Origin of the sequence: Paraburkholderia youngii, assembly GCF_013366925.1 — a bacterium.
In the GTDB taxonomy this organism is placed as follows: Bacteria; Pseudomonadota; Gammaproteobacteria; order Burkholderiales; family Burkholderiaceae; genus Paraburkholderia; species Paraburkholderia youngii.
Map to the genome: position 1 here is coordinate 1,027,257 of NZ_JAALDK010000002.1, position 23,218 is coordinate 1,050,474.

The window sequence follows — 23,218 nt, forward strand, 5'->3', positions numbered from 1 at the left end:
GGCGCGGTTTCGGACCGCGCCGGGCTCGCACATTTGCTGGATGACGCAGCACGCGACTGATATTGAATGTCAGTCCGGAATCTCCGGCTCGACCAGCTTCGCAAGCTGCGCGAGCGACTCCTGCCAGCCGAGGTAACACATCTCGACCGGAATCATCTCGGGGATGCCCTCCTGCACGATGTTCAGTTCAGTTCCGCACGACACCTGCCGCAACGAAACGGTCGTATGCATCTGACCGGGCAGATTCGGATCGTCGAAATAGTCCGAGTAGCGGATCTTTTCGAACGGCACCAATTCGAGGTATTCGCCGCCGAACGAGTGACCCTTGCCCGAGCCGAAGTTATGAAACGACATCCTGTAGGTGCCGCCGACGCGCGCATCCATCTGATGCACGTCGCAGGTGAAACCATACGGCGGCAGCCATTTCGCCATCGCGGCGGGTTCGAGGAACGCTCGATAGATACGCTCGGGCGTCGTGCGCAAAACACGGTGAAATTTGACGGTGCCGGTAGCCATGATGAGTGTGCCTTTCACGGGAGGGGTTGAACATACTGTCACGACGGGCCGCCGCTGTGGGAATCGACACGCGCGAGACCAGGCAAAACCCTGGACGGCTCTCAGCACCTGCGCGGCTCCTCGTTCATTACGAGCCCTGTACACTCCGCCGCGATGCTAGCAACGCGTGCTTTCTCTTCGCCTAAGATGGATTGTTCCCGCCATACCCGCAAAGGACGATCATGGGCATCGACTCTACCAGCCAAACCACCATCAAAGCATTCGTGTTCGATGTCTTCGGAACCGTGGTTGACTGGCGAAGCGGCGTCGCGCGTGAAGCGCAACCGTTTCTGCAGCGGTACGCACCGAATCTCGACGCATCCGATTTCGCGGACGCGTGGCGACGCGAGTATTCGCCTGCGATGGAAGAAGTGCGTAGCGGGCGCAGACCGTATGTAAGACTCGACGTGCTGCACCGGGAAAACCTCGTCAAAGTGCTGACGCGTTTCGGCATCGTCGACGTTACCGAGCCCGAGATCGATGAGTTGAACCTGGCCTGGCATCGGCTGGACCCGTGGCCCGATTCCGTCGATGCATTGCAGCGCCTGAAGGGGCGCTTCATCATCGCGCCGCTATCGAATGGCAACATTCGCCTGATGGTGGACATCGCAAAGCGTGCCGGTCTGCCCTGGGATGCCATTCTCGGCGCCGAAGTCGTCCGCGCTTATAAGCCCTCGCCGCGGGTCTATAGCGAAACGGCGGAAATTCTCGGCATCGCACCGCGCGAGCTATGCCTCGTTGCCGCACATAACAACGATCTCGCCGCCGCCCGGCGCGTCGGTCTGAGCACCGCGTTCGTGCTGCGGCCCACCGAGCATGGCCCTCAGCAGACGAGCGATCTGAAGGCGAACGAGGCATGGGACTTCGTTGTCGGCGATCTGCGCGAACTCGCGACGCAACTAGGCTGCCCGCGCTGACGCAAACCCACGTAAAGCGACGTACTGCAACAGCATGATCGTCTTGCCGTCGACGATTTCCCCTGCCTCGACCGCTCGCAACGCGGCTTGTAACGGCATTTCGATCACCTCGACATCTTCCCCTTCATCTTCGACGCCGCCGCCATCGTGGACGCGCATCGACGCCTCGTACTCGCCGACATAGAAGTGGAGCTTTTCGGTCACGGACCCCGGGCTCATGTAGGCCTCGAAAATCTTGTGGACCGCGCCGACGCGATACCCCGTTTCCTCCTCGACTTCGAGCCGGATGCGCTCTTCCGGCGAAGCGTCGTCGAGCAATCCGCCCGGCGCTTCGATCATCATGCCGTCGTGACCGTTCACGAACGCGGGCATGCGGAATTGTCGCGTGAGCATCACGTTGCCGGTGCGCGGACTGTGCAGCAGGATCGTCGCGCCGTTGCCGCGATCGTAGGTCTCGCGGTTCTGGCGCTGCCATGTGCCGTCGCGGCGCAGGAAGTCGAACGTCACCTTTTTCAGCGTGTACCAGTCGTCCGACAGCAAGGTCGTGGCGACGATGCGAACCCGGTCTTTCGTTGCAGTCATGTTGCCCTCCTGTCGATCACCGACAATGATTCATGTTATCGTGCAACTTCGTGCAATTTCAAGTGATTTCGTGCAAACCAATGTTGACCACCCAACGCAAGAAAGCGATCCTCGACGAGCTCGCGCGCAACGGGCAGGTGCTCGCAGGCGAGCTGAGCGTGGCGTTTGGCGTGTCGGAAGATACGATCCGCCGTGATCTGCGCGAACTGGCCGCTGAGGGGCGCTTGCAGCGGGTCCACGGCGGCGCGTTGCCGGCGTCTGCCGCGCTCGCGTCATTCGAGCAGCGTCAGGACATCGAGACGCTCGCCAAGCGGCGCATCGCGCGGCGAGCGGTCGAGCTGATCGCGCCGGGGCAAACCGTGATCGTCGACGGCGGCACCACCTCGGCGCTACTGGTCCGGGAACTGCCGGCCGATCTGCACGCGACCATCGTCACGCATAGCCCGAGCGTCGCGACGGCGCTGGCCGCGCATCCTTGCGTCGAAGTGATCCTGATTGGCGGGCGGCTCTACAAGCATTCGATCGTAGCCGTCGGCGCCGCGGCAATGGAAGGCATTTCGCGCATCCATGCCGACCTGTACTTCATGGGCGTGACCGGCGTGCATCCGAGCGCAGGGCTCACCACCGGCGACTTCGAGGAAGCCGCGATCAAGCGCGCGCTCGCCGCGCGCGCGGCGGAGACGGTCGTGCTCGCGTCGTCGTCGAAACTGAACGCCGCGTCGCGCTTCGTGATCGGTGATATCACGCTCGCGCAGACCATCGTGGTCGAGAAGAAGACCAGTGCGGAACTGACGAAGCCGATTGAAGCGGCCGGGGTGACCGTGGTGAGGGCGTAGGGTGTCTTCACGAATTGACTGATTCGCATCATCGTGGGCTCGAAGCGTCGCTCCACCGCCTCCGAACAAAGATAAAACAGACGACTTTTGGAGTGCTAGGATGACGCCGCACCCCGACATGATTCACGAAACGAGACAGTCGAGAGTGTGCACACGTTGATGAAATCGTTGCGTTGTGCAGCCTGATACTCAAGTACAGAGGAGACACTCAATGAAACTTTCGAAGCTGCTGATTAACGCGCTGGCCATCTCCGCCTTCAGCTTTACCGCAATCGCGGCTCATGCCGAAGATCTGCTCGACTCGGTCAAACAGGCTGGAGTCCTGAAGATCGGTCTCGAAGGCACCTATCCGCCGTTCGACTCGCGCAACAAGGACGGTCAACTGGAAGGCTTCGACGTCGATGTCGCAAAAGCCGTGGCGGCGAAGCTCGGGGTGAAACCGGAGTTCATTCCGACCGAGTGGAGCGGCATTATCGCGGCGCTGCAGAGTGGCAAATTCGACGTGATCATCAACCAGGTCACCATTACCCCGCAACGCAAACAGGTTCTTGATTTCAGCCAGCCATACACGTACTCGGCCGCGCAGCTGATTCAACGCGCGGACGACAAGCGTGAGTTCAAATCGCTCGACGAATTCAAGGGCGACAAGAAGATCGGCGTGACGCTCGGCACCAACTACGACCAGATGGCGCGCGCAGTACCCGGCATCAACGTGCAGACTTATCCGGGCGCACCCGAGAAGCTGCGCGATCTCGCGGCCAAGCGTATCGACGCGACCATCGACGACCGGCTGATGCTGCCTTACATCATCAAGAACTCGCAATTGCCGCTGCGTACGGGCGCGGTGCTGAAAGGCGCCGACCAGGAAATGGGCATCCCGTTCCGCAAGGACAATCCGAAGTTCGCAAAAGCACTCGACGATGCGCTGACCCAAATGAAGCAGGACGGCACGCTCAAGAAGATCTCGATGCACTGGTTCGGTACGGACGTGACGCAGCCTCTCGCGCAGTAAATTTCTCGTTGTTCTCCCGTACTCGCGCCGGCCTGCAGAATGGTCGACGCGGGTACGTCGCTTGCTCCCCGAGCGGTTTTTCTCGCGGAATCGCTCGCGCTCATCGCTTCCATTGCTTCGAATCATGAAGCACGCGCAAATACGCGATTGCGCGCATCTTCCCCTTCGTTCATCACGTTTCGATCCTCATGCTGAGTGCATACAGGATGTGCTGCGCCGCAGTTGCCTGATGCTTCGAAAGCGTGCGATGCTTTCGGGGCCATTGATCCGGCCACCTCGTGCCGGACTCGCATGTCGTCGGGAGACGACGTCGAATGGCGTGCGAAGAGACCAGTGACATGCCCACAACCTTGGAGGCATCATGAGCACACAATCACTGTCTCGCAGCAGCACCGCATCCAACGCGCATCTCTTTCCCAGCTTAAATGAGCACTTCGTGCCGCGACGTTCGCCGATCACGCTCGGCATCGCGTGCATCGCCACGCTCGTCTTCGCATCTGCGAGCTGTCTGGCCGATACCCAAGTGGGCGCCGCGCTGCCGCCCGCGCCCGACATCCTGTACGGCGATCTGTTCGTCGCCGTGCAAACCGCGAAGATCTTCAACGATCAGAAGACATTCGTCGACTCGACGCCGAATGGCAGTCCCGCCGCGATCGTGCAGTTATACGAAACGCGGAAGAGCCAGCCCGGTTTTTCGCTGCAGCAATTCGTCAGCCAGTACTTCACTCCGCCGCCCGATCAGAGCATCACGCCGCCGCCCAATCAAAGTCTGCGCGAGCACATCGACTGGCTGTGGAGCGGCCTCACGCGCACGACGACGAGCGCGCCCGACTACAGCTCGCTGATCCCGCTGCCCAAACCGTATGTCGTGCCGGGCGGCCGCTTTCGCGAGGGCTACTACTGGGATACCTATTTCACGATGCTGGGGCTGCAGGAGTCCGGACGTGAAGATCTCGTCGACGATATGCTCGACAACTTCGCGTACATGATCGACACGTTCGGTCATATCCCGAACGGCAATCGCACGTACTATCTGAGCCGCTCGCAACCGCCTTTCTACTCGTATATGGTCGAGCTCGCGGCGCAAAAGGAAGGCAATAAGGTCTATCAGAAGTACCTGCCCGAGCTGCGCAAGGAGTACGCGTACTGGATGCAGGGTTCGGCCAGCACGCCGCGCGGCGGCGCGACGCGCAATGTCGTCGTGCTCAACGATGGCACCGTGCTGAACCGCTACTGGGACGAGCTGGACACGCCGCGCGACGAGTCCTATCTCGAGGACGTGCAGACCGCGCAGGCGAGCGGCCGTCCGGCCAACCAGGTCTACCGCGATCTGCGCGCGACCGCCGAAAGCGGCTGGGATTTCAGCTCACGCTGGTTCGGCGACAACCAGACGCTCGCCACGGTGCGCACGACATCGATCATCCCAGTCGATCTGAACAGCCTGTTATTCCATCTCGAGACGACGATCGCGCGCGGCTGCTCGGCGACACGCGACTTCCATTGCGTCGCGCAGTTCATCGGCTACGCGGCGCGTCGCGCGGAAGGCATCAACCGTTATCTGTGGAATAGCAACGGCTACTACGGCGACTACGACTGGCAACTCCGCAAGTCACGCGACAACCAGACACCGGCGATGCTGTATCCGCTGATGGCCGGCGTGGCGTGGCCCGAGCGCGCGTGGAAGACTGCGCAGACCGTGCAGAACGTGCTGTTGAAGCAAGGCGGCCTCGCGACCTCGATCTATAACACCACGCAGCAATGGGACGCACCGAACGGCTGGGCGCCGTTGCACTGGATCGCGATTCAGGGCCTCAAGCGCTACGGACGCACCGATCTCGCTCAGTCGATCGGCACGCGCTTTCTCGCGGACGTCCAGAACGTCTACAACACGCAGCAGAAGCTCGTCGAGAAGTACGTCGTCGAAGGTGCGGGGGAAGGCGGCGGCGGGGGTGGCGAGTATCCGCTGCAGGACGGCTTCGGGTGGACCAATGGTGTGACGTTGATGCTGCTCGATCTGTATGGCAATGGGCAGTGAGGCGCGGCGGCATGTTCAGGCGAGTGCACTGAGCTTGGCCTTATGATTCCAGATACATCCCGAGTGGAAGCAGAATGATCTGGCTCGCCAATGTTGTTCTCGTGCTGCACGCGCTGATCGTGGTGTTTATCGTCGGCGGACTATTCGCGATCTGGATCGCCCACGGTTTGCGACTCCCGTGGGCGCGCAATCGCGCGTTTCGTACGCTGCATGTTCTCGCCATCGGTATCGTCGCGGCGCTCGCGGTGCTCGATGTGCCGTGCCCGTTGACCGTGCTGGAGGACTATCTGCGCACGGGCACGGCTGGTCCGCAAGGCTTCATACAGCGGTGGGTAAGCGCCTGGCTGTATTACGACTTTCCACCGTGGGTGTTCGTGGTCGCCTATGTCGCGTTTTTGCTGGCGGTGATTCTTACCTGGTATCGAATTCGGCCACGGGCCTGACTCGAATATCGCCTTTTTAATTCGATGAAGGATACGTTTGCACCGGTTAAATTTACCATTTAATTCATTTTTGAAACGCAATTAATTCCGACGACTTTCCCACCAAAATCCAATGCAATGCGGATAAATCCGGACAGCATTTTTCCGCGCCAAGCCGCCGAGACCGCACCGGTGCTCGCTAACAGACCATCTTTATCCCGAATAGCATAATCACCGCTCTATCCTTGACAAGACCTCATTTCGCATCTTATTTTCACTCTTGCTAAGCGCCGGAAAGATTCAATTTTAAATTTCTCTTCAAATGTCGAGATAAATCGACAGGAAATTCCTTTGCCCATTCAATCGGTAACTCTGGAAAGCAAATAGAAATATCCACGCAAGCAATTTGAATTAATGAATTCGGAAAAGCTGTCCATGCAAGCGCTGCGTGTCTTCGAGTGCGGTGCGGGTTATTCGATCTCCAACGCGCGACCGGCGAAAAGCGGCCGTTGTGTAGCGGTATCACTCACCAGGGAACGAGATGAAACCAGACAGAAGGAGTACCGACGATGGCCGCGTCCGTCGTCATGGCCGGCTAGCCGCGCTAAGCGTGCTGACACTCGGAATCGTGATCGTCGCCGGATGCGGCGGCAGCGATGGAGGTTCGTCGGCGTCGGCGGTTCCAGGCAGCATGGCGCAGGTCGCCAATCAGGCGCAAGCCGCATCCGCGCCGCAGACGCCGTCCGCCAATCAGCCCTATACCGATCTCACCAGCTATTCGACGAGCGCGACATCCGGCATTGCCTCGTCGCTGGTCACGGAGAAAGCGGCGATCATGCATTACCAATGGACGTCCGGCAGCACCACCATCAACTACACGACGACCACCGGCCATCTGACCGCAATGGATCTGACGAGCGGCGCACCCGAAGCGACGATGTCTTATGTCGCCTACACGGCGCCGAGCACGAATGGCAAACCGCGGCCCGTCACGTTCGTCTATAACGGCGGGCCGGGCTCTTCGTCGATCTGGCTGCGGCTCGGATCGTTCGCGCCGACGCGCGTCGCGACCACCGATCCGCTGCTGAACGGCACCAGCTGGCCGAACTACCCGCTCGTGAACAACACCGAAAGCCTGATCGACACGACCGATCTCGTGTTCATCGATCCGCCGGGCACGGGCCTCTCCGAGGCGATCCTGCCGAACACCAACCAGACCTATTGGAGCACCGATGCGGACGCGAACATCATGCGTGACTTCATCATTCGCTACCTGACGGTCAATTCGCGCAGCAGCTCGCCGATCTATCTGTACGGTGAATCGTACGGCACGCCTCGCACCGACATCCTCGCGCTCGCGCTCGAATCGGCCGGCGTGCACCTCACAGGGATCACGCTGCAGTCCTCGATCCTGAACTACTTCGCGGATGCGATCGAGGCGGTGGCGATCACGGGTTCGCCCAATCAGCTCGCGCTCGAAACCGATACGTTGAGCGGCTACATGCCGGGCTATGCCCAGGTCGCGGCATACTACAACCAGGTGTCGCCCGCGCCAGTGAATCAGGCGACTTACGCGCTTCGCAGCGAGGCGTTCGTGACCGCCAACTACAACCTGTTCAAGAACTATTCGCTGTACTGGACGTTGAGCCAGCTCGGCGCGCCCACTTACGCGGGACCGCCGAACTTCCCGCCGACGTGGCTCGAGAAGTTCTGGGACGCCGAATCCGGCCTCACGTTGCAGGCGATGCAGGGTTACTTCAACGTCAATCCGTTCAACATCACGCTGGTGCCGGGCTCGACGATCGGCCGCTACGATGGTCGCGTGTCGTTGCCCAACTCGGACCCGCGCCTGCAAAGCGACGGCGACCCGTCGGACATCCTGATCTCGCTGCCGTTCACCAATGCGTTGGCCACGCAGATGCCGGATTACCTCGGCTACACCGCACCGAACGCCGCGTATATGCCGCTGAACGACGCGGTCATCGAGGCGTGGAATTTCTCGCACGGCGGTCAGCCGCTGCCCGACACGATCCCCGATCTGCTCGGCGCACTGCAGCTGAATCCGCAACTGAAGGTGCTGGCGGAAAACGGCTACCACGATCTGGCCACGCCGTTCTTCAATACCGAGAAGCAGCTCGCGCGACTGAAGACGGTGCAGGGCCTCGAGCCGAATCTGCAGGTCAACTTCTTCCAGGGCGGGCATATGATTTATCTGGATGACGTGGCGCGCCCGCAGATGAAGGCGGATCTGGCGGCCTTCTATGGCGGCACGCCGATAGCGGGCGCACTCACGCTCGCGACGCTGCCGCAGCCGTGGGCCGACGAAGCGCCCGCCGCCACGCCGACGAGCGAGGCGGTCGCCGCGACCGCGCCCTGATCGATGGTGGTTTCGCTTCGCGCGAGACCCTCCGACTACTTTTTATGGCGAGTGATCATGTCTTCAATCGATATCTTGCGACGTACGCTGGCGTTGATCGTCCTCGGTGTGGTCGTCGGTAGTGCGCAGGCGCTGCCGCCTCAGCCGGTCGCGCCCGTGACGCTACCCCACGGCGGACACGGCGTCGACGGTCCGTTCTTTCCTCATAACCGTGCTAGCGCGGTCGCGCCGACCACCGGCTCGACATTGCAGCAGCAGGCTCAGCAGCGCATGGAGAGCAGGCTGGGCGCGAATTCGGTGCTCAGCAACGGCTCGTCGATCACCAAGGCTCTGGCGCAAAGCAATGGGCTCGGCTATATCGCCAGGCATTTTGACGAGATCGATAGCGCGCATTCGGGTCGTGTGACGTTGAACGACGTGCGGCAGTATCTGCAGCAGCATCAGCAATGATACCCGGTTAGGCCATTGGTCCCGTAGGTGGGACGGCCGGCGAACGCGTCGCGATCGTGCGACTTGTCGCCGGCCGTTTGTGACTACGCGCCGCCCGGATCGCTTACGCTCACTTCTGCGCCGCCGCCTGGATCATCTTCCATCCATTGCCCGCAGGATCGCGAAAGCCCGCATCGACGCTGCCGAAACGATCCACCGGCTCCTGCGTGAATTCCACGCCGCGCGCCTTCAATTGCTCATAGCTCGCGCGACAGTCGGCAACGGACAGCACCAACGGCGGCATCGCTCCCTTCGCGACCATCGCGCGCAGCGTTTGCGCGGTCGCTTCATCGTGGATCGGCGGCCCCGGCGCGAACAGGCCCAACTGGAAAGTCGGCTGCTCCGGGTGCTGGACCGTGAGCCAGCGGTAAGCGCCGTTGCGCACGTCCGTGTGGACGCGAAAGCCGAGCTTGTCGACGTAGAACGAAAGCGCCGCGTCCTGATCGTCGACGTACAAACCGACCACATCGATACCCTGATTCATGACTCCTCCCTCGGTGGTTGAGGGCTCGACTGTATCGCTGAGCACCGGGCGGCGCTTCTCCAAAACTGCGCTCGGCTCGCGCGCCGGTTCAATGCAATTCGTTGAACTCGACGCGCCCGGCCTTCATCACCAGCGGGATACGCTCGCCCTGGCCCGTCAGACAACTCAGATCGCGCAACGGATCGCCGTCGACCACCAGCACGTCGGCAAAGGCGCCCGGTGTCAGGCGTCCCAGCTTACCCGTCATGCCGAGAATCTCGGCGCCGATGGTGGTGGCGCTGCCGATGATCTCGGCGGGGGTCAGCACTTGCGCGCGGATCGAAAACTCGTCGCTTTGCATCCGGTGGCCCGGGCCGAGCAGATCGGAACCGAAGCCCATCTTGACCCCGGCGCGCTTGAAAATCTCCAGCGACTTCAAACCGGCGTCACGCACGATGTCGATCTTGGCCGCGCTCTCGGCCGACAGGCCATAGCGCACGCCCTCGATATGCAAGGCCTCGTAGGCCACCAGCGTGGGTACCACGTACGCGCCGCACTCGGCCATCAGATCGGCGGTCGGCGCATCGATCAGATTGCCGTGCTCGATCGTGCGCACCCCGCAGCGCACCGCGCGCCGCATCGATTCAGCCGTATAGGCGTGCGCCATCACATAGGTGCCGCGCGCCTCGGCCTCGGCGACGACCGCGCGAATCTCGTCCTCCGAGTAGCCGAGCGCGCCGATCGGATCGGTCGGCGACGCGACGCCGCCAGACGCCATGATCTTGATCTGGTCGGCGCCCATTTGCAGTTCTTCGCGCACGGCGCGGCGCAACGCGTCGACGCCATCGACGACCCGGCTCAACGCACCGACGCGCACGCAGCAATTGCAAGGCGCGTCGCCGGGCATGAAGTCGGTGCGCGCGCGGCCGTCGCCGTGGCCGCCGGTCTGGCTCAGCGCGCGTCCGGCAACGAACAGGCGCGGCCCTTGCGCAAGTCCCATCTCGACCGATTGCTTGAGCGCGAAGCCGGCGCCGCCCGCATCGCGCACGGTCGTGAAGCCGCGCCGCAGGATGCCGCGCATGATCGGCAGCGCCTTGAGCGTGACGAATACGTTGGGCATGTTGACCTGGCTCGGCAAGTCGAACTGCGTCGCGACCATGTGCGCGTGCAGGTCGATCAGGCCCGGCATGATGGTCTTCCCTTGCAGATCGATGACCTGTGCGCCGGATGCGTCGATCGGCTGCTGCGAGACTGCCTTGATCGTGTCGCCTTCGACGAGCAGATTGTGACCCGGCTGCAATGCATGATGCATTGGATCGAGCAAAGCGGCGTTCTTGAACAGGATGCGGTCCATATGTTGTTCCTGGGGTTGCGGAGTGCCAGCGCGTAATCCGCCGGCGATCAGCCGTTCAGCGGTTCAGGCGCATCGCGGCAATTTCTTCGAGCGACCGGCCGCGAGTGGACACTCCCATGATTAGAACGGCGAGCGCACCGATGATCAGCACCAGCGTCGTGCCGCCGAAAACCCCACCGAAGCCCAGCCGCGGATAAAGAAATCCGACCAGGATCGGCGCGGCGATCGCGCCGAGGCGGCCGATCGCCGAAGCGACGCCCATGCCGGTCGCGCGCACTTCGGTGGGGAACACCTCGGGGGTGTACGCATAGACGCCGGCATAAGTCCCGTTCATGAAGAACGACAGCAAAAAGCCGGAGGTCAGAATTTCGGCATCGCTGTGCGTGAGCGCGAGCCCCAACGCGGAGAATCCGCCGAGCGCCATGTACGTGACGATGGTCGCACGGCGGCCGATCTTTTCATTGAGCCACGCGCCCGAGAAGTAGCCGGGAATCTGCGCGAGGTACATGACCAGTGAATACGAAAAACTGCGCGTAATCGTCATGCCGTTTTGCACCAGCAGACCGGGAATCCACGTAAAGAACGCGTAGTAGCTGAACGTGATCGACAGCCACATCAACCAGGCCATCGCGGTGATGCCGGCCAGTTGCCGCGACCACAGCGCCTTGAGTTTCGCCAGTGGCGTACCGGACGCGACCGGGGCTGGGGCGCTCACCCCCTGCGCTTGCTCCGGCAGCAGCGGCAAACCGGCGGCGCGTACCACGGCTTCCATCCGTTCGACGATCACCTCGGCTTCGGCGGTTCTGCCGCGGCTGTCGAGCCAGCGCGGTGATTCGGGCAACGCGCGCCGCCACCACAGCAGCATGACGATCGGCAGTGCAGTGATCACCGACACGACACGCCAGGCGTCGGGCGCGAGCGGTATGACCAGATAACCGAGTATCGCGGCGAAGACGAAGCCGAACGAGAAGAACGCCGCCAGACTGCCGGTGAAGGTGCCGCGATATTTGCGCGCGCAGAACTCCGACAGGAAGGGCGCGACGATCGCGCTTTCGGCGCCGGTGCCGAGCCCGGCGATGATGCGTGTCGCCATGAAGAAAGGCCAATTCTGCGCAGTGGCGCTGACGAGCGATGCGAGGCAGTAGATGATCAGTGCCCACACCATCACTGTGCGGCGGCCGATCACGTCACCGAGGATGCCAGCGAGCGCGGCGCCGAAGAAGTAGCCAATGAAGGTGCCGCTGCCGAGCACGCCGGTCTGCACGCTGCTCAGATTCCACTGATTGCGCAGCACTGGCAGCATGAAGGCCAGTACCGCGGCATCCATCGCATCGAAGACGTAACCGAGTCCTCCCATCCATAGCAGTTTGCGATGAAAGCTCGAGTACGGTAGGCGCTCTATACGCGCGGGAATCGTCGACATAGCTTCCTTCCAGAAAGGGCGGCGCCGTGGCACCGGGCTTGGTCGAACGAGTATAGGAAGTCGAAATGGGCGGGTCTTGGTTGGAAACCGCATCGAATATGCGGATTCCGGCATCACGATGCGGCGGGCGCGAGCACTGCCTGATTCATGTTTTCTCGCTGGCAGGAGGCTCGGCAGCGTCGCCGTTCGTGCGGCGACGCTTTTCCAGAACCGCGGTCGTCAGGTCCGGACGTTGCGCGGCCTTCAGCACACAGGCGGGCACGCGATCGAGTTCGGTCTGATTGGCGCGTGCCTGCACGCGCATCTCGCTCGGGCTCAGGCCGGTGATGTCGCGAAACACGCGGCCGAACGTGCCGAGGCTTTCCCAGCCGGTCGCGAACGCGATGTCCGTGATGCCGAGGTCGGTGTCACGCAGCAGCGTGGTGGCTTGCTCGATACGGCGCGTCAACAGATAGCGGTGCGGCGGCACGCCGAAGGCCCGCTTGAACGAACGCGCGAAGTGCGCTTCCGACACGCCGCTTACTTCAGCCAGGCGCCGCACCGGCCAGGCTTCGTGCGACGCGGCATCGATGCGGTCTTTCGCGCGCAGCAGGCGGCGCAACAACGCCGGGTCTTCGAGCGCTTCGGCGCTGCCCGGGATGGGAAGGGGCTGGAGTTCAGGGTCGTGTGAGCGGGACATGAGTTCGCATTGGAACGGCTCGTCGAAGAACGCGCGGGTGAAAGAGCCGCCGCGGCGACCGCTTCAAGCGGTCTGCTCGGTCTTGCCGTAAGTGAGCCGGCCGTTTTTCGACAGCAGCACCGCGACAGGCCGCGTCATTTCGAATTCGGAGAAAATGATCGTCATGCTGGCGGTGATGGGCACCGCGAGAAAGGCGCCCGGCACGCCCCACAACGCCGACCACACCGCCATGCTCGCGACAATCGCGAACGGGCTCAGGTTCAGCGAATTGCCCGTCAGATACGGATCGAGAATATTGCCGATCACGAAGTGAATCGCGGACAGCGAAACCAGCACGATCAGGACCGAATTCACGTCGCCGAACTGCAGTACCGACATCAGCACCGGGAACGCAACCGCGAGCACCGAGCCGATATATGGCACATAGTTCAGCAGCGCGGTCAGTATCGCCCACAGCCCGGCGAACTCGAGGCCGACGCTGCGCATCGCGAGCCAGCAGAGCCCGCCGAGCAGCACGCCGAGAAACGTCTTCAGCGCGAGATACGCGCCAATGCGCCGGTTGATGTCGATGACCACGCCCCGGATGCGCGCCGCGTTGGTCGAATTGGCGGTCATGTTCGCCAGCTTGTCGCCGAACGTGCGGCGCTCGAACAGCAGAAAACTCGCATACAGCACGATCACGAACAGGTCGATGATCATCGACGAGAGCGACGCCAGCAGGCCCGTCACCATCGCCTGAATGTTAAGTTGCGTGAGTATGTTCCGCCGCAGTGACTCCCAGGTCGGCTCGCTTTCGAGGTGCAGCAGCGTCGAGATCTTGTGGATCATCAGCAAGACCGAGTCCTGGTAGCGCGGGGCGAGCGCGACGAGCGCGTCATAGTTGGCGACCAGCATGTCGACTGCGAAGAAAATCGCGGCGCAGATCAGGAACATCGACAGCCCATAGCGCAACTGCACCGGCAGCCGCGGGCCGATCAGCGGAATGCGTTGCAGCAGCCGCGTGAGGTCGACCACCAGGTACACCGCGATCGCGCCGAACACGATCGGCACGAAAACCGCACGCCCGATATACAGCAACCAGCCCACAATCAGCAGCAGCAGCACTACGTATACGGACGCTTGCAATCTGTCGGTCATTGCTCAGTGCTCCATGAATCGGCAAACAGGTGCGCCCGCGCTCAACCCGAGGACGACGGCGATCGCCGCGCACGCGCCCGCCGTACGAGCCCCTTACACAGCAGGCCGCGCGATGGACAGAACCGATCTTCGCACAGAACGATGACAGCTCACATATAAAGCGCGCCAGATCGTTCCGTCCGCAAACTCCAGGCCGATACCTCGAAATGCGCCAGCAGAATGTCGCGAAACGTTGTGATGCGCCGGTCTCGCTCGTGAAACCATCTGTTAGGCTGTTTTAATCGGTTTCGATCACCTGACGTGGTTCGACGCGAGCGCCTGCGCCACGCGGTGACAGCGTTCGGCCAAATCACGCAGTGAAACCCGCGCCGCGCGTGGCGGTGCGATGTCCGCACTTTGTCTATGCGCGATGTCCGCTGCACGCATCCCTTTCACCTCACGGCATGGAGAACGAGATGCTGCAACGGCTGGGGTCGCGATTCGTCGCATTAGGTCTGATCTGGACATTGTCCGCTTGTGGCGGCGGAGGTGGCGGCAGCGGCGCGGAGCCGGGCGGCATCGGCTCGAACGGCGCGGCCGGAGCGACCACCCCCGCATCGAGTCCCGCGCCCGCGTCGAGTCCGGCACCGGCATCAAGTTCAACTCCGGCATCAAGTCCAACTCCGGCGTCGAGCCCGTCGGGCGCATCGGACGCGAGCGCGACGACGCCCAAGCTCGCCGCCGCGACGCCGATCATCGACGGCACGACACTCGGCGCCGCCATCTGGCCCGCGGGCGTCACGTCAGCGGGCGGAACCGGTCAGCCCGTCGGCGGACTGAACTGCGCGTTGCGCAGCACCGCGTACACGTATGCTCACGTCTCGATCTATCAGAACGGGCAACTCCTGACGCTGTCGCCCAACATCGGCATGGTCGAGCCGACCATCACCGCGCCGACTGGCTGCGCGTATCCGGTGCACACGGTCGATTCGAGCGGCAAGATCCATATGGACGCGACGACCGGCGCGACTTATACGCTCGGCCAGTTCTTCTCGATCTGGGGCGAGCCGCTGAGTGCGTCAAACGTGGCGGGTCTGACCGCCTCGCCGATCGCGATCTACGTGAACGACGGCGGCACTCTCACGCAATACACGGGCGACCCCGCGAGCCTCGTGCTGAAGCCGCACGACGAAATCACGATCATGGTCGGCACGCCTGTCACACAAGTGCCCACCTATGCGTGGACCGATCCGCCGCCGTTCGACCCGAACCCGATCACGCTCGTCTTCGGAGGCGTGGTCGGCTCGTCGTTCTGGCCGAACGGCACGACGTCGACGGGCGGCAACGGCTCGCCGGTCGACGGCCTGACCTGCGCGCCGAACATGAATGTGCTGTACCACGTGCACGCGCACCTCGCGATCATCAAGGACGGGCAATGGCTCGCGTTGCCGGCGAACGTCGGCATCCTGTCGCAATGCACGTATGAAATGCACACGCACGACAACACCGGCATCATCCATATGGAAGCGCCGACCGAAAGGACCTATACGCTCGGCGACTTCTTCGATATCTGGGGCGAGCCGCTGACGAGCACGAACGTCGCGGGCATCATGGGCGACGTGGTCGCGTATATCAACGACAACGGCGATTCGCGCCGCTATATGGGCGACTTGCGCAATATCGAACTGACATCGTTGCGCGACATCACGCTGCAGATCGGCACGCCGCCGGTGAGCACGTTGGCGACGTATTCGTGGTACGAGCCGCAATAACATCCGCCGCAGGCCGCTTCACTTCGCCGTGATGCGGCTTCAACGCGGCGTACCGGAATGCCCGATGCCGCGCGGCCGGCGCGGCATGATGCCCGCGACTGAGCGCGGCGCCGCGTTCGCGACCAGAATCATCGACGCGCCGGCAAGACCGCTCGACACATGCTTCAACGCATGGCCGGCGATCACGTGATGCGTGAGCTCCCATATCTGCCAATCGAGGCTTTCGAAAATCTTCGCGACCCCGTAGAAGACGATCACGAGCGTCCATGCGATCACGCCGTCCACCTTGCGCGTGAGCGTCATGCCGACGATCAGCATGAGGCCGCCGAACTGCAGAATCGCGTAAGGCCACAGGCTGTTGAATACCAGCCAGTAGCCGACGGTGGCGGGCGACACGACCACCATGATCAGCATCTGCGCCCAGCCGACGCGCTGTCCGCTCCACGACGTCCATAGCATCGCGAGGATGCCGGCGAACACGATCGTCATCGGCAGGCGATCCCAGACGAGCGTCGCGTCGTTCGGCGCCATGTGGTAGTACGCCGAACCGAACGCGGTGAACAGCAGCCCGATCGCGGCGACGACCATGCCGGGAAATTGCGCCGGCTGGTTCGACGCATGCCGCGTGACCCAGCGCAGACAGAGCACGCCGGCGATCAGAATGACGATGTTCGAGAGCACGTCCGCCGCATTGTGCAGCGGCCCCAGCGAGCGCTGATCGGCGAAGTGGTGATACGAGGCAGGCTGCGCGAGCGGCCATATCATCTGTAGCACGGTGCCCGCCAGGAAAAGCAGCACGCTAGCCAGCAGCAAGCGGGAGATCTTCACGTTGCTCGACTCCACAGTGGGGCGAAATGCTCGAAGGCGCCGTGAACCGGACCTTTTACGCCTCTTGGCGACCCTTTTACGCTGACGCGAAGCGGATCACGCTCGCTCGCACGGAAACCGTGCGGCCGATGCGCAGCCGGGTTGGCCCCCGTTCGAATTCGCGCAGCCTGCTCGTATCATCGGACAAAGCGCCTGGCGCAACAAGAGCGTCGGGCGGCGCACCGATGGACATGCGCTCATAGTATTCTTCTCAACCAATGCAAGCTGCGTGCAAGAACGCGCGACCCAAAGGAAGACCCGGACTCCATGCAAGCGCAGATACACCACCCGTCGTTCCCGCATCGTCGATGGAAGGGCGCGCTGTGCGCGCTGCTGTGCGCAAGCCTGCTCGCCGGCTGCGCGCGGTTACCGTCGCTCGAGGACCGCAAGGAGTCGCATGCGTTGTCGCCCGCGGTGGCGGCCACCACGGATCTCGGTCGCGCGGTCGCGCCCGAATTGGCCTCGCACGCGGGGCTGGCGGGCATTTATCCGCTGGCCGATGCGCATGTCGCGTTTGCCGCGCGCATGGACCTGATCCGTTCCGCGCAACGCACGCTCGACATCCAGTACTACATCTGGCGCGACGATCTGACCGGCACGCTGCTGCTCGAACAGATCCACGAAGCGGCGGACCGGGGCGTGCGGGTGCGCCTGCTGCTCGACGATCTCGGCATCGCGTCCGCGCTCGACCCGACACTCTCGGCGCTCAACTCGCATCCGAATATCGAGGTACGCCTGTTCAACCCGTTCGTCGTGCGCAGCCCGAAATTCCTCGGCTTTGTAACCGACTTCTCACGCGCCAATCGGCGCATGCACAACAAGTCACTGACCGCCGACGCCACCGCGACGATCCTCGGCGGCCGCAACATCGGCGACGAGTATTTCGATGCCACCGACGGCGTCGTCTTCGCCGACCTCGATGTCCTCGCGATCGGACCGGCCGCGGCCGACGTGTCGCGCGATTTCGACCGCTACTGGGCCAGCGCGTCGGCGTATCCGGTCGACAAGATCCTGCCGCACGAGAGCGTCGATGAACTGGCCACGCTCGAGCGTGATGCGCAGGCGATCGAACAGGAGCCCGCCGCCGCGGAGTACAAGCAAGCGCTGCGCGGTCCACGCGTCGTGCAGAACCTGCTCGACCACAAGCTGCCGCTCGATTGGGCCAAAACGAAGATGATCAGCGACGACCCCGCGAAAGGCTTGAACGACGCGCCGCCGGAAGCGCTGATTCCGCACCAGCTACGCGAAGTGATGGGCCAGCCGACGAAGTCGCTCGACCTCGTCTCGCCCTACTTCGTGCCGGCGAATACGGGCACGCAGTTTCTGAGCGGCCTCGCCGCCCAGGGCGTCGATGTGCGCGTGTTGACGAACGCGCTGGAAGCGACCGATGTCACCGCCGTGCACTCGGGCTATATCAGGCGGCGCGTCGAGTTGCTGCAAAACGGCGTGCACCTGTATGAATTGCGGCGCGTGGCGGGCGTCATCCAGAAGAAAGAACAGTCGCCGGGGCCGTTCGGCAGCTCGGGTTCGAGCTTGCATGCGAAAACTTTCATCGCCGATTCCCAGCGGGTTTTCGTCGGTTCGTTCAACTTCGATCCGCGCTCCGCGCATCTGAATACCGAGCTTGGCCTCGTGATCGACAGCCCCGATCTCGCGACGCGGGTCGATCGAAAATTTCTCGCTTTGCTGCCGACAGTCGCGTACGCGGTGCATCTCGACGCAAACGGCAAGCTGTACTGGATCGAAACCAACGACGGCGTGGAAACCCGCCTCGATACCGAACCGAATGCGACGTGGTACGCGCGGCTCGGTGTATGGATGCTGTCGATAATGCCAATTGAGTCGTTGCTATAGCTTGCGGTTCAGAACCGTCGCAAATCGCGATCCCGCAATGGATCAGGCGAGCGCTGCGTCGCGCGCAACACGCCGTTGGTGTCGAACGCAAAATTGAACAGCATGTGGTTGATGTTGTTTTCGATGTAACGGTACGACCAGACTTCGCGTTGCGAGAGCCGGAAAAACTGCGTCTGCACGGGGCGGCCGAAATTGGTCAGCACATCCTCGCGCGTCCATTTGCCGATTTCCGCGCGATTGAATTCGCTCAACTGCAACACTTGACGCACGCTCACGATCTTGCCTGAAGCGTCGATGTCGGCGGCGACGGTGGTCGAACCCATCGGCTGGGTCGGCCACATCAGCCTGCGGCCGCCTCCGGGCAGGTCATAGGTTTCGCGCGGCGGACCCATCCGGGCGATGATCGCCGCTTGGTCCTGCCCAGCCTGGAATTGCTGCCACGGTTGCGCGCAAGCGGCGAGCATCAACGCCGTCACGCACGTGAGCGCGGCGCGGCGCAAAACCAGCGGCGCCCGTGCCGTTCGCGCAACAGCGTTTCGAACGTGGGCGACTCGGGCAAGCATGGGTTCCTCCCGTTACGTTCGATCGCGCGTCGATCGGGAAACCCTCACCGCGCAAAAGCCAAGGCGACACGGGCAATGCGCCCGCTCGCCGATGGCTGCACTGAGGTAACCGACGCTTACTGCACGAGCTTCGCGCGCAGACGCGAGTGCTCGTCCGCAGAAATGGAACCGGACGCTTTCAACTTGTCGAGCTTGTCGATTTCGTCGGCGACACTGAAGCCCACCACATTGCGCAAATCTTCGCGCATCTGCCTGGCCCGCGCCTGATCGCGTTCCGCCATGCCGCGATGCTGCGTGAGCAGATACGCGAAGATGCCGATATACGGCAGGATGATCAGGAAAATCACCCACAGAACCTTGCCCCATCCCGACACGTCATGGCGGCGGAACAGGTCGCTCGACACCGTGATCAACAGCCAGAACCACAGAATAAAGATGAAGATGGAAAAAACGTCGGCCAGAAAATTCGGGAATGTGAAACCATCATTAAAGAAGAGCATTGTTGTTCTCCAGTCATTCCGGTTGCAATTGAAAGGCGGAACGGATTTCGACCTATGGTTGCCTGCTATGGATGGCGCATATGATTAGCATGGCAGCGCTGAAAATCTACCATGACCGCATGTCAACTGGGCACGTGCATTCATACTGTATGAAAGACATGCGCATGATGCGGCACTTTTTGTCTTTATAGACTATTCCGATCAAGTAGCGAGAGCAATTTTTAAGGATTCCCTTCGATTTGCGATTTCTGACGATCTGGCGATCATGCCGCTGGCATTAGACATGCATCATGTGAAAACGAGGTCAAAGGCGAGCGCCATTGCTATGCAAAAAAAATGCCAAAAAAGTGTTTGCGAGATGCATCGATTGAAGGGCAGCCTTCGTTCACTTTCGTAAACAAACCTGAATAAATTCGGAGCATGCGTCAGCAGCTAGCCCGGACCACGAGCGCATCCGCAGGTGCCGCAGCCGGATCGGTCACCTCGATTGTCATATGCGTGAGCGCGCTTTTCGCTGCAAACGCATCGAGCCACTGCCGTGCGAGGCGCGGCAGCACGTGCTGTTCGATAAAGCCGATCAAAAGACGCGCCCCGGTCTCCTGCACGAGGCAGCGCCCGACGATGTAGTCGACCACCTCCGATGTATAGCTCAGCGCGATGCCGTTGTTATCCGCCATGCGCCGAACGACGCGATCGAGATGCAAACGCACGATCCGCGCGAACGAATCCGAGCCCAGCGGACGATATGGCACCAGCGTCACACGCCCGAGAAAGGCGGCCGGAAACGCCTTCAGCAATTCCGTCGCAAGCGCGGAACGCAGACCGTCAAAATCCGGTGCAAGCATTTCGTCCGCGCATAGGCTCGCGCTCAGATCGGCGCCGACATTGCTGGTCATCAGGATGGTCGTATTGCGGAAATCGATATAGCGACCATCGCCGTCTTCCATGTAGCCCTTGTCCAGCACCTGGTAGAACATTTCATGCACGTCGCCGTGCGCCTTTTCAATTTCGTCGAGCAGCACGACCGAGTACGGACGTCGGCGCACCGCTTCGGTCAGCACACCGCCCTCGCCGTAACCGACGTAGCCAGGCGGCGCGCCCTTGAGTCCCGAGACCGTATGCGCCTCCTGGTATTCGCTCATGTTGATCGTGATGAGATTCTGTTCGCCGCCGTAGAGCGCCTCCGCCAACGCGAGCGCGGTTTCCGTCTTGCCGACGCCGGACGGTCCCGCGAGAAGGAAGACGCCGAGCGGCTTGCGCGGGTCCGCGAGCCCGGCGCGCGCCGTCTGCACGCGCTCGCCGATCTGTTGCAAAGCGTCGTGCTGGCCGATCACGCGCGCCGCCAGCGTGGCGGGCAGCATCTGCACGGCGCTCACCTCGTCGGTGATCATGCGTCCGACTGGAATACCGGTCCAGTCAGAGACGATGTCGGCGACGATCGCTTCGCCGACTTCCGGAAACACGAATGGCGTAGCCGCCTGCAGGTTCGATAACGTGCGCTCCAGCTCGCGCAAAGTCTGCAGTTCGCTCGCCGCGCTATCGCGCGCGTCGGCCTCGGGTCCGCCTGCTGCGGCGCGCGCGCTCACGGCCTCGCGCGCGCCCGCCAGCGCCTTCGCCGCCTCGGACTGGGTCTGCCAGGCGGTTTCGACAACACGATCCTCGAACTCGAGGGTTGCGATGGTCGCGTTGACGTCGGCCAGCGCGGCCTCGCTGCCAAGCCCGATACGCACCTCGTTCCCGAGCAGCTCGGCTTTGACGCGCGCCGCTTGCAAGCGCTCGCGAATCCGCTGCAATTCGCGCGGCGGCGCATGCTGCGATAGCGCGACGCGCGCGCAGGCGGTGTCGAGCAGGCTGATCGCCTTGTCCGGCAACTGACGCGACGGAATATAGCGATGCGACAGTGTCACGGCTGCGCGAATCGCTTCGTCGAGAACCACGACGCCATGATGGCTCGCGAGCGTGCGTGCGAGTCCGCGGACCATGTCGATCGCGGACGGCTCCTCTGGCTCGGCGATCTGCAGCACCTGAAAGCGCCGCGTGAGCGCCGGGTCTTTCTCGATGTGCCGCTTGTACTCGACCCACGTCGTCGCGCCGATCGTGCGCAACGTGCCGCGGGCGAGCGCCGGTTTCAGCAGGTTTGCCGCGTCGCCGGTGCCGGCCTGACCGCCGGCGCCGATCAGCGTGTGAATCTCGTCGACGAACAGCACGACCGGAGCCGCCGACTTCGCCGCCTCCTCGAGTACCGACTTCAGCCTGGCCTCGAATTCGCCCTTCATGCTCGCGCCCGCAAGCAGCGCACCGACGTCGAGGCTCAACAGCCGCACGTCGGCAAGTTTCGGCGGGACTTCGCCGGCCGCGATCGCGCGCGCGAGACCTTCGACGACCGCCGTCTTGCCAACCCCGGCGTCGCCGGTCAGAAGCGGATTATTTTGGCGCCGCCGCAACAGCACGTCGATCATCGTGCGAATCTCGACTTCGCGGCCAACCACCGGATCGATTTCACCGGCGCGCGCACGTGCGGTCAGATCCGCGCAAAACTGCGCAAGTGCCGCCGCGCCCTTCGCCGAGGCTGCGAGCGCACCGGACGCCTCGCCCGGCACCGCGGACGAAAAGTCGCTCTGGTCGTACGGGGTGTCCTTCTCTTCGGGGGAACCGTCGATCCAGGCTGGCAACGCATCGTGAAGGCGGTCGACGGCAATCTTGCCGAACTCCGGCGAAATGGCCAGCAGCAAGCGCCGTAAGTCCGGCGTCTCGACAAGCGCCGCCATCAGCCATGCACCGCGAATCCGCCCGTCGCCGAACGCCAGCGTCGCGACGACCCACGCGCGCTCGATTGCCGTCTCGACATGATGCGAAAAATCCGTGAGCGCGCTCGCCCCGGACGGCAGCGCGGCAAGTGCCCTCTGCAGGTCCCGCTCGAGCAGTTCGCGGCTGATGCCGCAGTGTCTGACGATGCGGTGCAGGTCGCTATCGGACTGCGCGAGCAGCTGGTGCAGCCAGTGCACCAGCTCGATATACGGGTTGCCGCGCAGCTTGGAAAACGCCGTAGCGGATTCGATGCTCCTGAAGAGCGTCGCGCCGAGCTTGCCGAACAACGCGTGGCGTGAAATGGACATGATGACGTTGCAGGTAAAGATGTTTGTTGCGGAAAGCGCGGCTCTGCCGTGACATCCGGCACACCGCGCGCAGGTATCCGAAAAAGCGTGCTGGCCACACTGATCGAGCGACAAGGATAGGCGGTCGATCGCTGCGTGTATTTGGGCCGTCGCCCATATTCCGCTCGAGGTGCGCGAAGTAGCATTCACATCTGCCAGGCGCCAACCCGCATTTTTAGTTGGTGATCCTTTTATGTCTTCGTCGGGAGAGTCTTTTACCAATGCGCGCTTTACAGGCAGATCTGAT

General features: G+C 62.5%; 20 protein-coding genes. 9 read left to right on the top strand and 11 right to left on the bottom strand.

Translation table 11 applies throughout. The features are described from left to right. Positions 1–69 precede the first annotated feature (69 nt). Complete coding sequence (locus G5S42_RS36085; RefSeq protein WP_176111504.1) at positions 70–516, bottom strand: SRPBCC family protein; 447 nt, start codon at positions 514–516, stop codon at positions 70–72. A gap of 221 nt (positions 517–737) precedes the next feature. On the opposite strand from G5S42_RS36085, the gene G5S42_RS36090 reads away from it, so the two are divergent. Continuing rightward, the gene (locus G5S42_RS36090; RefSeq protein ID WP_176111505.1) at positions 738–1,472 is read left to right on the top strand and encodes a haloacid dehalogenase type II; all 735 of its coding nucleotides are present in this window, start codon (positions 738–740) and stop codon (positions 1,470–1,472) included. On the opposite strand, the gene G5S42_RS36095 is transcribed toward G5S42_RS36090, so the two are convergent. After that, positions 1,455–2,054 carry an NUDIX domain-containing protein gene (locus G5S42_RS36095; RefSeq protein WP_176111506.1) on the bottom strand — a complete coding sequence of 200 codons (600 nt, stop codon included), beginning with the start codon at positions 2,052–2,054 and terminating at the stop codon, positions 1,455–1,457. The two genes, G5S42_RS36090 and G5S42_RS36095, sit on opposite strands and share 18 nt — an antisense overlap. 32 nt (positions 2,055–2,086) lie before the next feature. On the opposite strand from G5S42_RS36095, the gene G5S42_RS36100 reads away from it, so the two are divergent. From G5S42_RS36100 to G5S42_RS36125, 6 genes are all read left to right on the top strand, one after another. Beyond that, positions 2,087–2,890, top strand: a complete 804-nt coding sequence (locus G5S42_RS36100) for a DeoR/GlpR family DNA-binding transcription regulator (protein ID WP_176111507.1) — start codon at positions 2,087–2,089, stop codon at positions 2,888–2,890. A gap of 211 nt (positions 2,891–3,101) precedes the next feature. Next, positions 3,102–3,902, top strand: coding sequence for a transporter substrate-binding domain-containing protein (locus tag G5S42_RS36105; RefSeq protein WP_176111508.1), 801 nt, complete (start codon positions 3,102–3,104; stop codon positions 3,900–3,902). A gap of 361 nt (positions 3,903–4,263) precedes the next feature. Next, complete coding sequence (gene treA / locus G5S42_RS36110; RefSeq protein WP_176111509.1) at positions 4,264–5,937, top strand: alpha,alpha-trehalase TreA; 1,674 nt, start codon at positions 4,264–4,266, stop codon at positions 5,935–5,937. Positions 5,938–6,011: 74 nt separating this feature from the next. Then, complete coding sequence (locus G5S42_RS36115; protein WP_176111510.1) at positions 6,012–6,380, top strand: DUF2784 domain-containing protein; 369 nt, start codon at positions 6,012–6,014, stop codon at positions 6,378–6,380. Between the two features lie 520 nt (positions 6,381–6,900). Further along, the gene (locus G5S42_RS36120; RefSeq protein ID WP_176111511.1) at positions 6,901–8,736 is read left to right on the top strand and encodes a S10 family serine carboxypeptidase-like protein; all 1,836 of its coding nucleotides are present in this window, start codon (positions 6,901–6,903) and stop codon (positions 8,734–8,736) included. A gap of 57 nt (positions 8,737–8,793) precedes the next feature. Further along, entirely contained in the window at positions 8,794–9,186 is a 393-nt protein-coding gene (locus G5S42_RS36125) for a 2-oxoglutarate dehydrogenase (RefSeq protein ID WP_176111512.1), read from the top strand. A 109-nt stretch (positions 9,187–9,295) separates the two neighbouring features. On the opposite strand, the gene G5S42_RS36130 is transcribed toward G5S42_RS36125, so the two are convergent. The 5 genes from G5S42_RS36130 to G5S42_RS36150 all read right to left on the bottom strand — a co-directional run bounded on the left by G5S42_RS36130 (position 9,296) and on the right by G5S42_RS36150 (position 14,281). Then, the gene (locus G5S42_RS36130) at positions 9,296–9,709 is read right to left on the bottom strand and encodes a VOC family protein (RefSeq protein ID WP_176111513.1); all 414 of its coding nucleotides are present in this window, start codon (positions 9,707–9,709) and stop codon (positions 9,296–9,298) included. A gap of 88 nt (positions 9,710–9,797) precedes the next feature. Beyond that, positions 9,798–11,042, bottom strand: a complete 1,245-nt coding sequence (locus tag G5S42_RS36135) for a metal-dependent hydrolase family protein (RefSeq protein WP_176111514.1) — start codon at positions 11,040–11,042, stop codon at positions 9,798–9,800. A gap of 55 nt (positions 11,043–11,097) precedes the next feature. Beyond that, complete coding sequence (locus G5S42_RS36140) at positions 11,098–12,465, bottom strand: MFS transporter (RefSeq protein WP_176111515.1); 1,368 nt, start codon at positions 12,463–12,465, stop codon at positions 11,098–11,100. A 145-nt stretch (positions 12,466–12,610) separates the two neighbouring features. Next, complete coding sequence (locus G5S42_RS36145) at positions 12,611–13,144, bottom strand: helix-turn-helix domain-containing protein (protein ID WP_176111516.1); 534 nt, start codon at positions 13,142–13,144, stop codon at positions 12,611–12,613. A gap of 63 nt (positions 13,145–13,207) precedes the next feature. Continuing rightward, complete coding sequence (locus G5S42_RS36150) at positions 13,208–14,281, bottom strand: AI-2E family transporter (protein WP_176111517.1); 1,074 nt, start codon at positions 14,279–14,281, stop codon at positions 13,208–13,210. A 455-nt stretch (positions 14,282–14,736) separates the two neighbouring features. Here G5S42_RS36150 and G5S42_RS36155 point away from each other — a divergent pair, with 455 nt between their 5' ends. Further along, positions 14,737–16,032, top strand: coding sequence for a hypothetical protein (locus G5S42_RS36155; RefSeq protein WP_176111518.1), 1,296 nt, complete (start codon positions 14,737–14,739; stop codon positions 16,030–16,032). A 39-nt stretch (positions 16,033–16,071) separates the two neighbouring features. On the opposite strand, the gene G5S42_RS36160 is transcribed toward G5S42_RS36155, so the two are convergent. Further along, positions 16,072–16,860 (bottom strand): hypothetical protein, encoded by a 789-nt coding sequence (locus tag G5S42_RS36160; RefSeq protein ID WP_176111519.1) that lies wholly within the window; start codon positions 16,858–16,860, stop codon positions 16,072–16,074. Positions 16,861–17,166: 306 nt separating this feature from the next. On the opposite strand from G5S42_RS36160, the gene G5S42_RS36165 reads away from it, so the two are divergent. After that, positions 17,167–18,753 (top strand): phospholipase D family protein, encoded by a 1,587-nt coding sequence (locus G5S42_RS36165; RefSeq protein ID WP_176111520.1) that lies wholly within the window; start codon positions 17,167–17,169, stop codon positions 18,751–18,753. Positions 18,754–18,761: 8 nt separating this feature from the next. On the opposite strand, the gene G5S42_RS36170 is transcribed toward G5S42_RS36165, so the two are convergent. The 3 genes from G5S42_RS36170 to tssH form a co-directional block, all read right to left on the bottom strand. Further along, entirely contained in the window at positions 18,762–19,316 is a 555-nt protein-coding gene (locus G5S42_RS36170; RefSeq protein ID WP_176111521.1) for a hypothetical protein, read from the bottom strand. A gap of 116 nt (positions 19,317–19,432) precedes the next feature. Then, on the bottom strand, positions 19,433–19,816 hold the full coding sequence (locus G5S42_RS36175; RefSeq protein WP_176111522.1) for a PLDc N-terminal domain-containing protein: 384 nt from the start codon (positions 19,814–19,816) through the stop codon (positions 19,433–19,435). A 425-nt stretch (positions 19,817–20,241) separates the two neighbouring features. Beyond that, positions 20,242–22,932, bottom strand: coding sequence for a type VI secretion system ATPase TssH (tssH, locus tag G5S42_RS36180; RefSeq protein WP_176111523.1), 2,691 nt, complete (start codon positions 22,930–22,932; stop codon positions 20,242–20,244). Between the last annotated feature and the right edge of the window lie 286 nt (positions 22,933–23,218).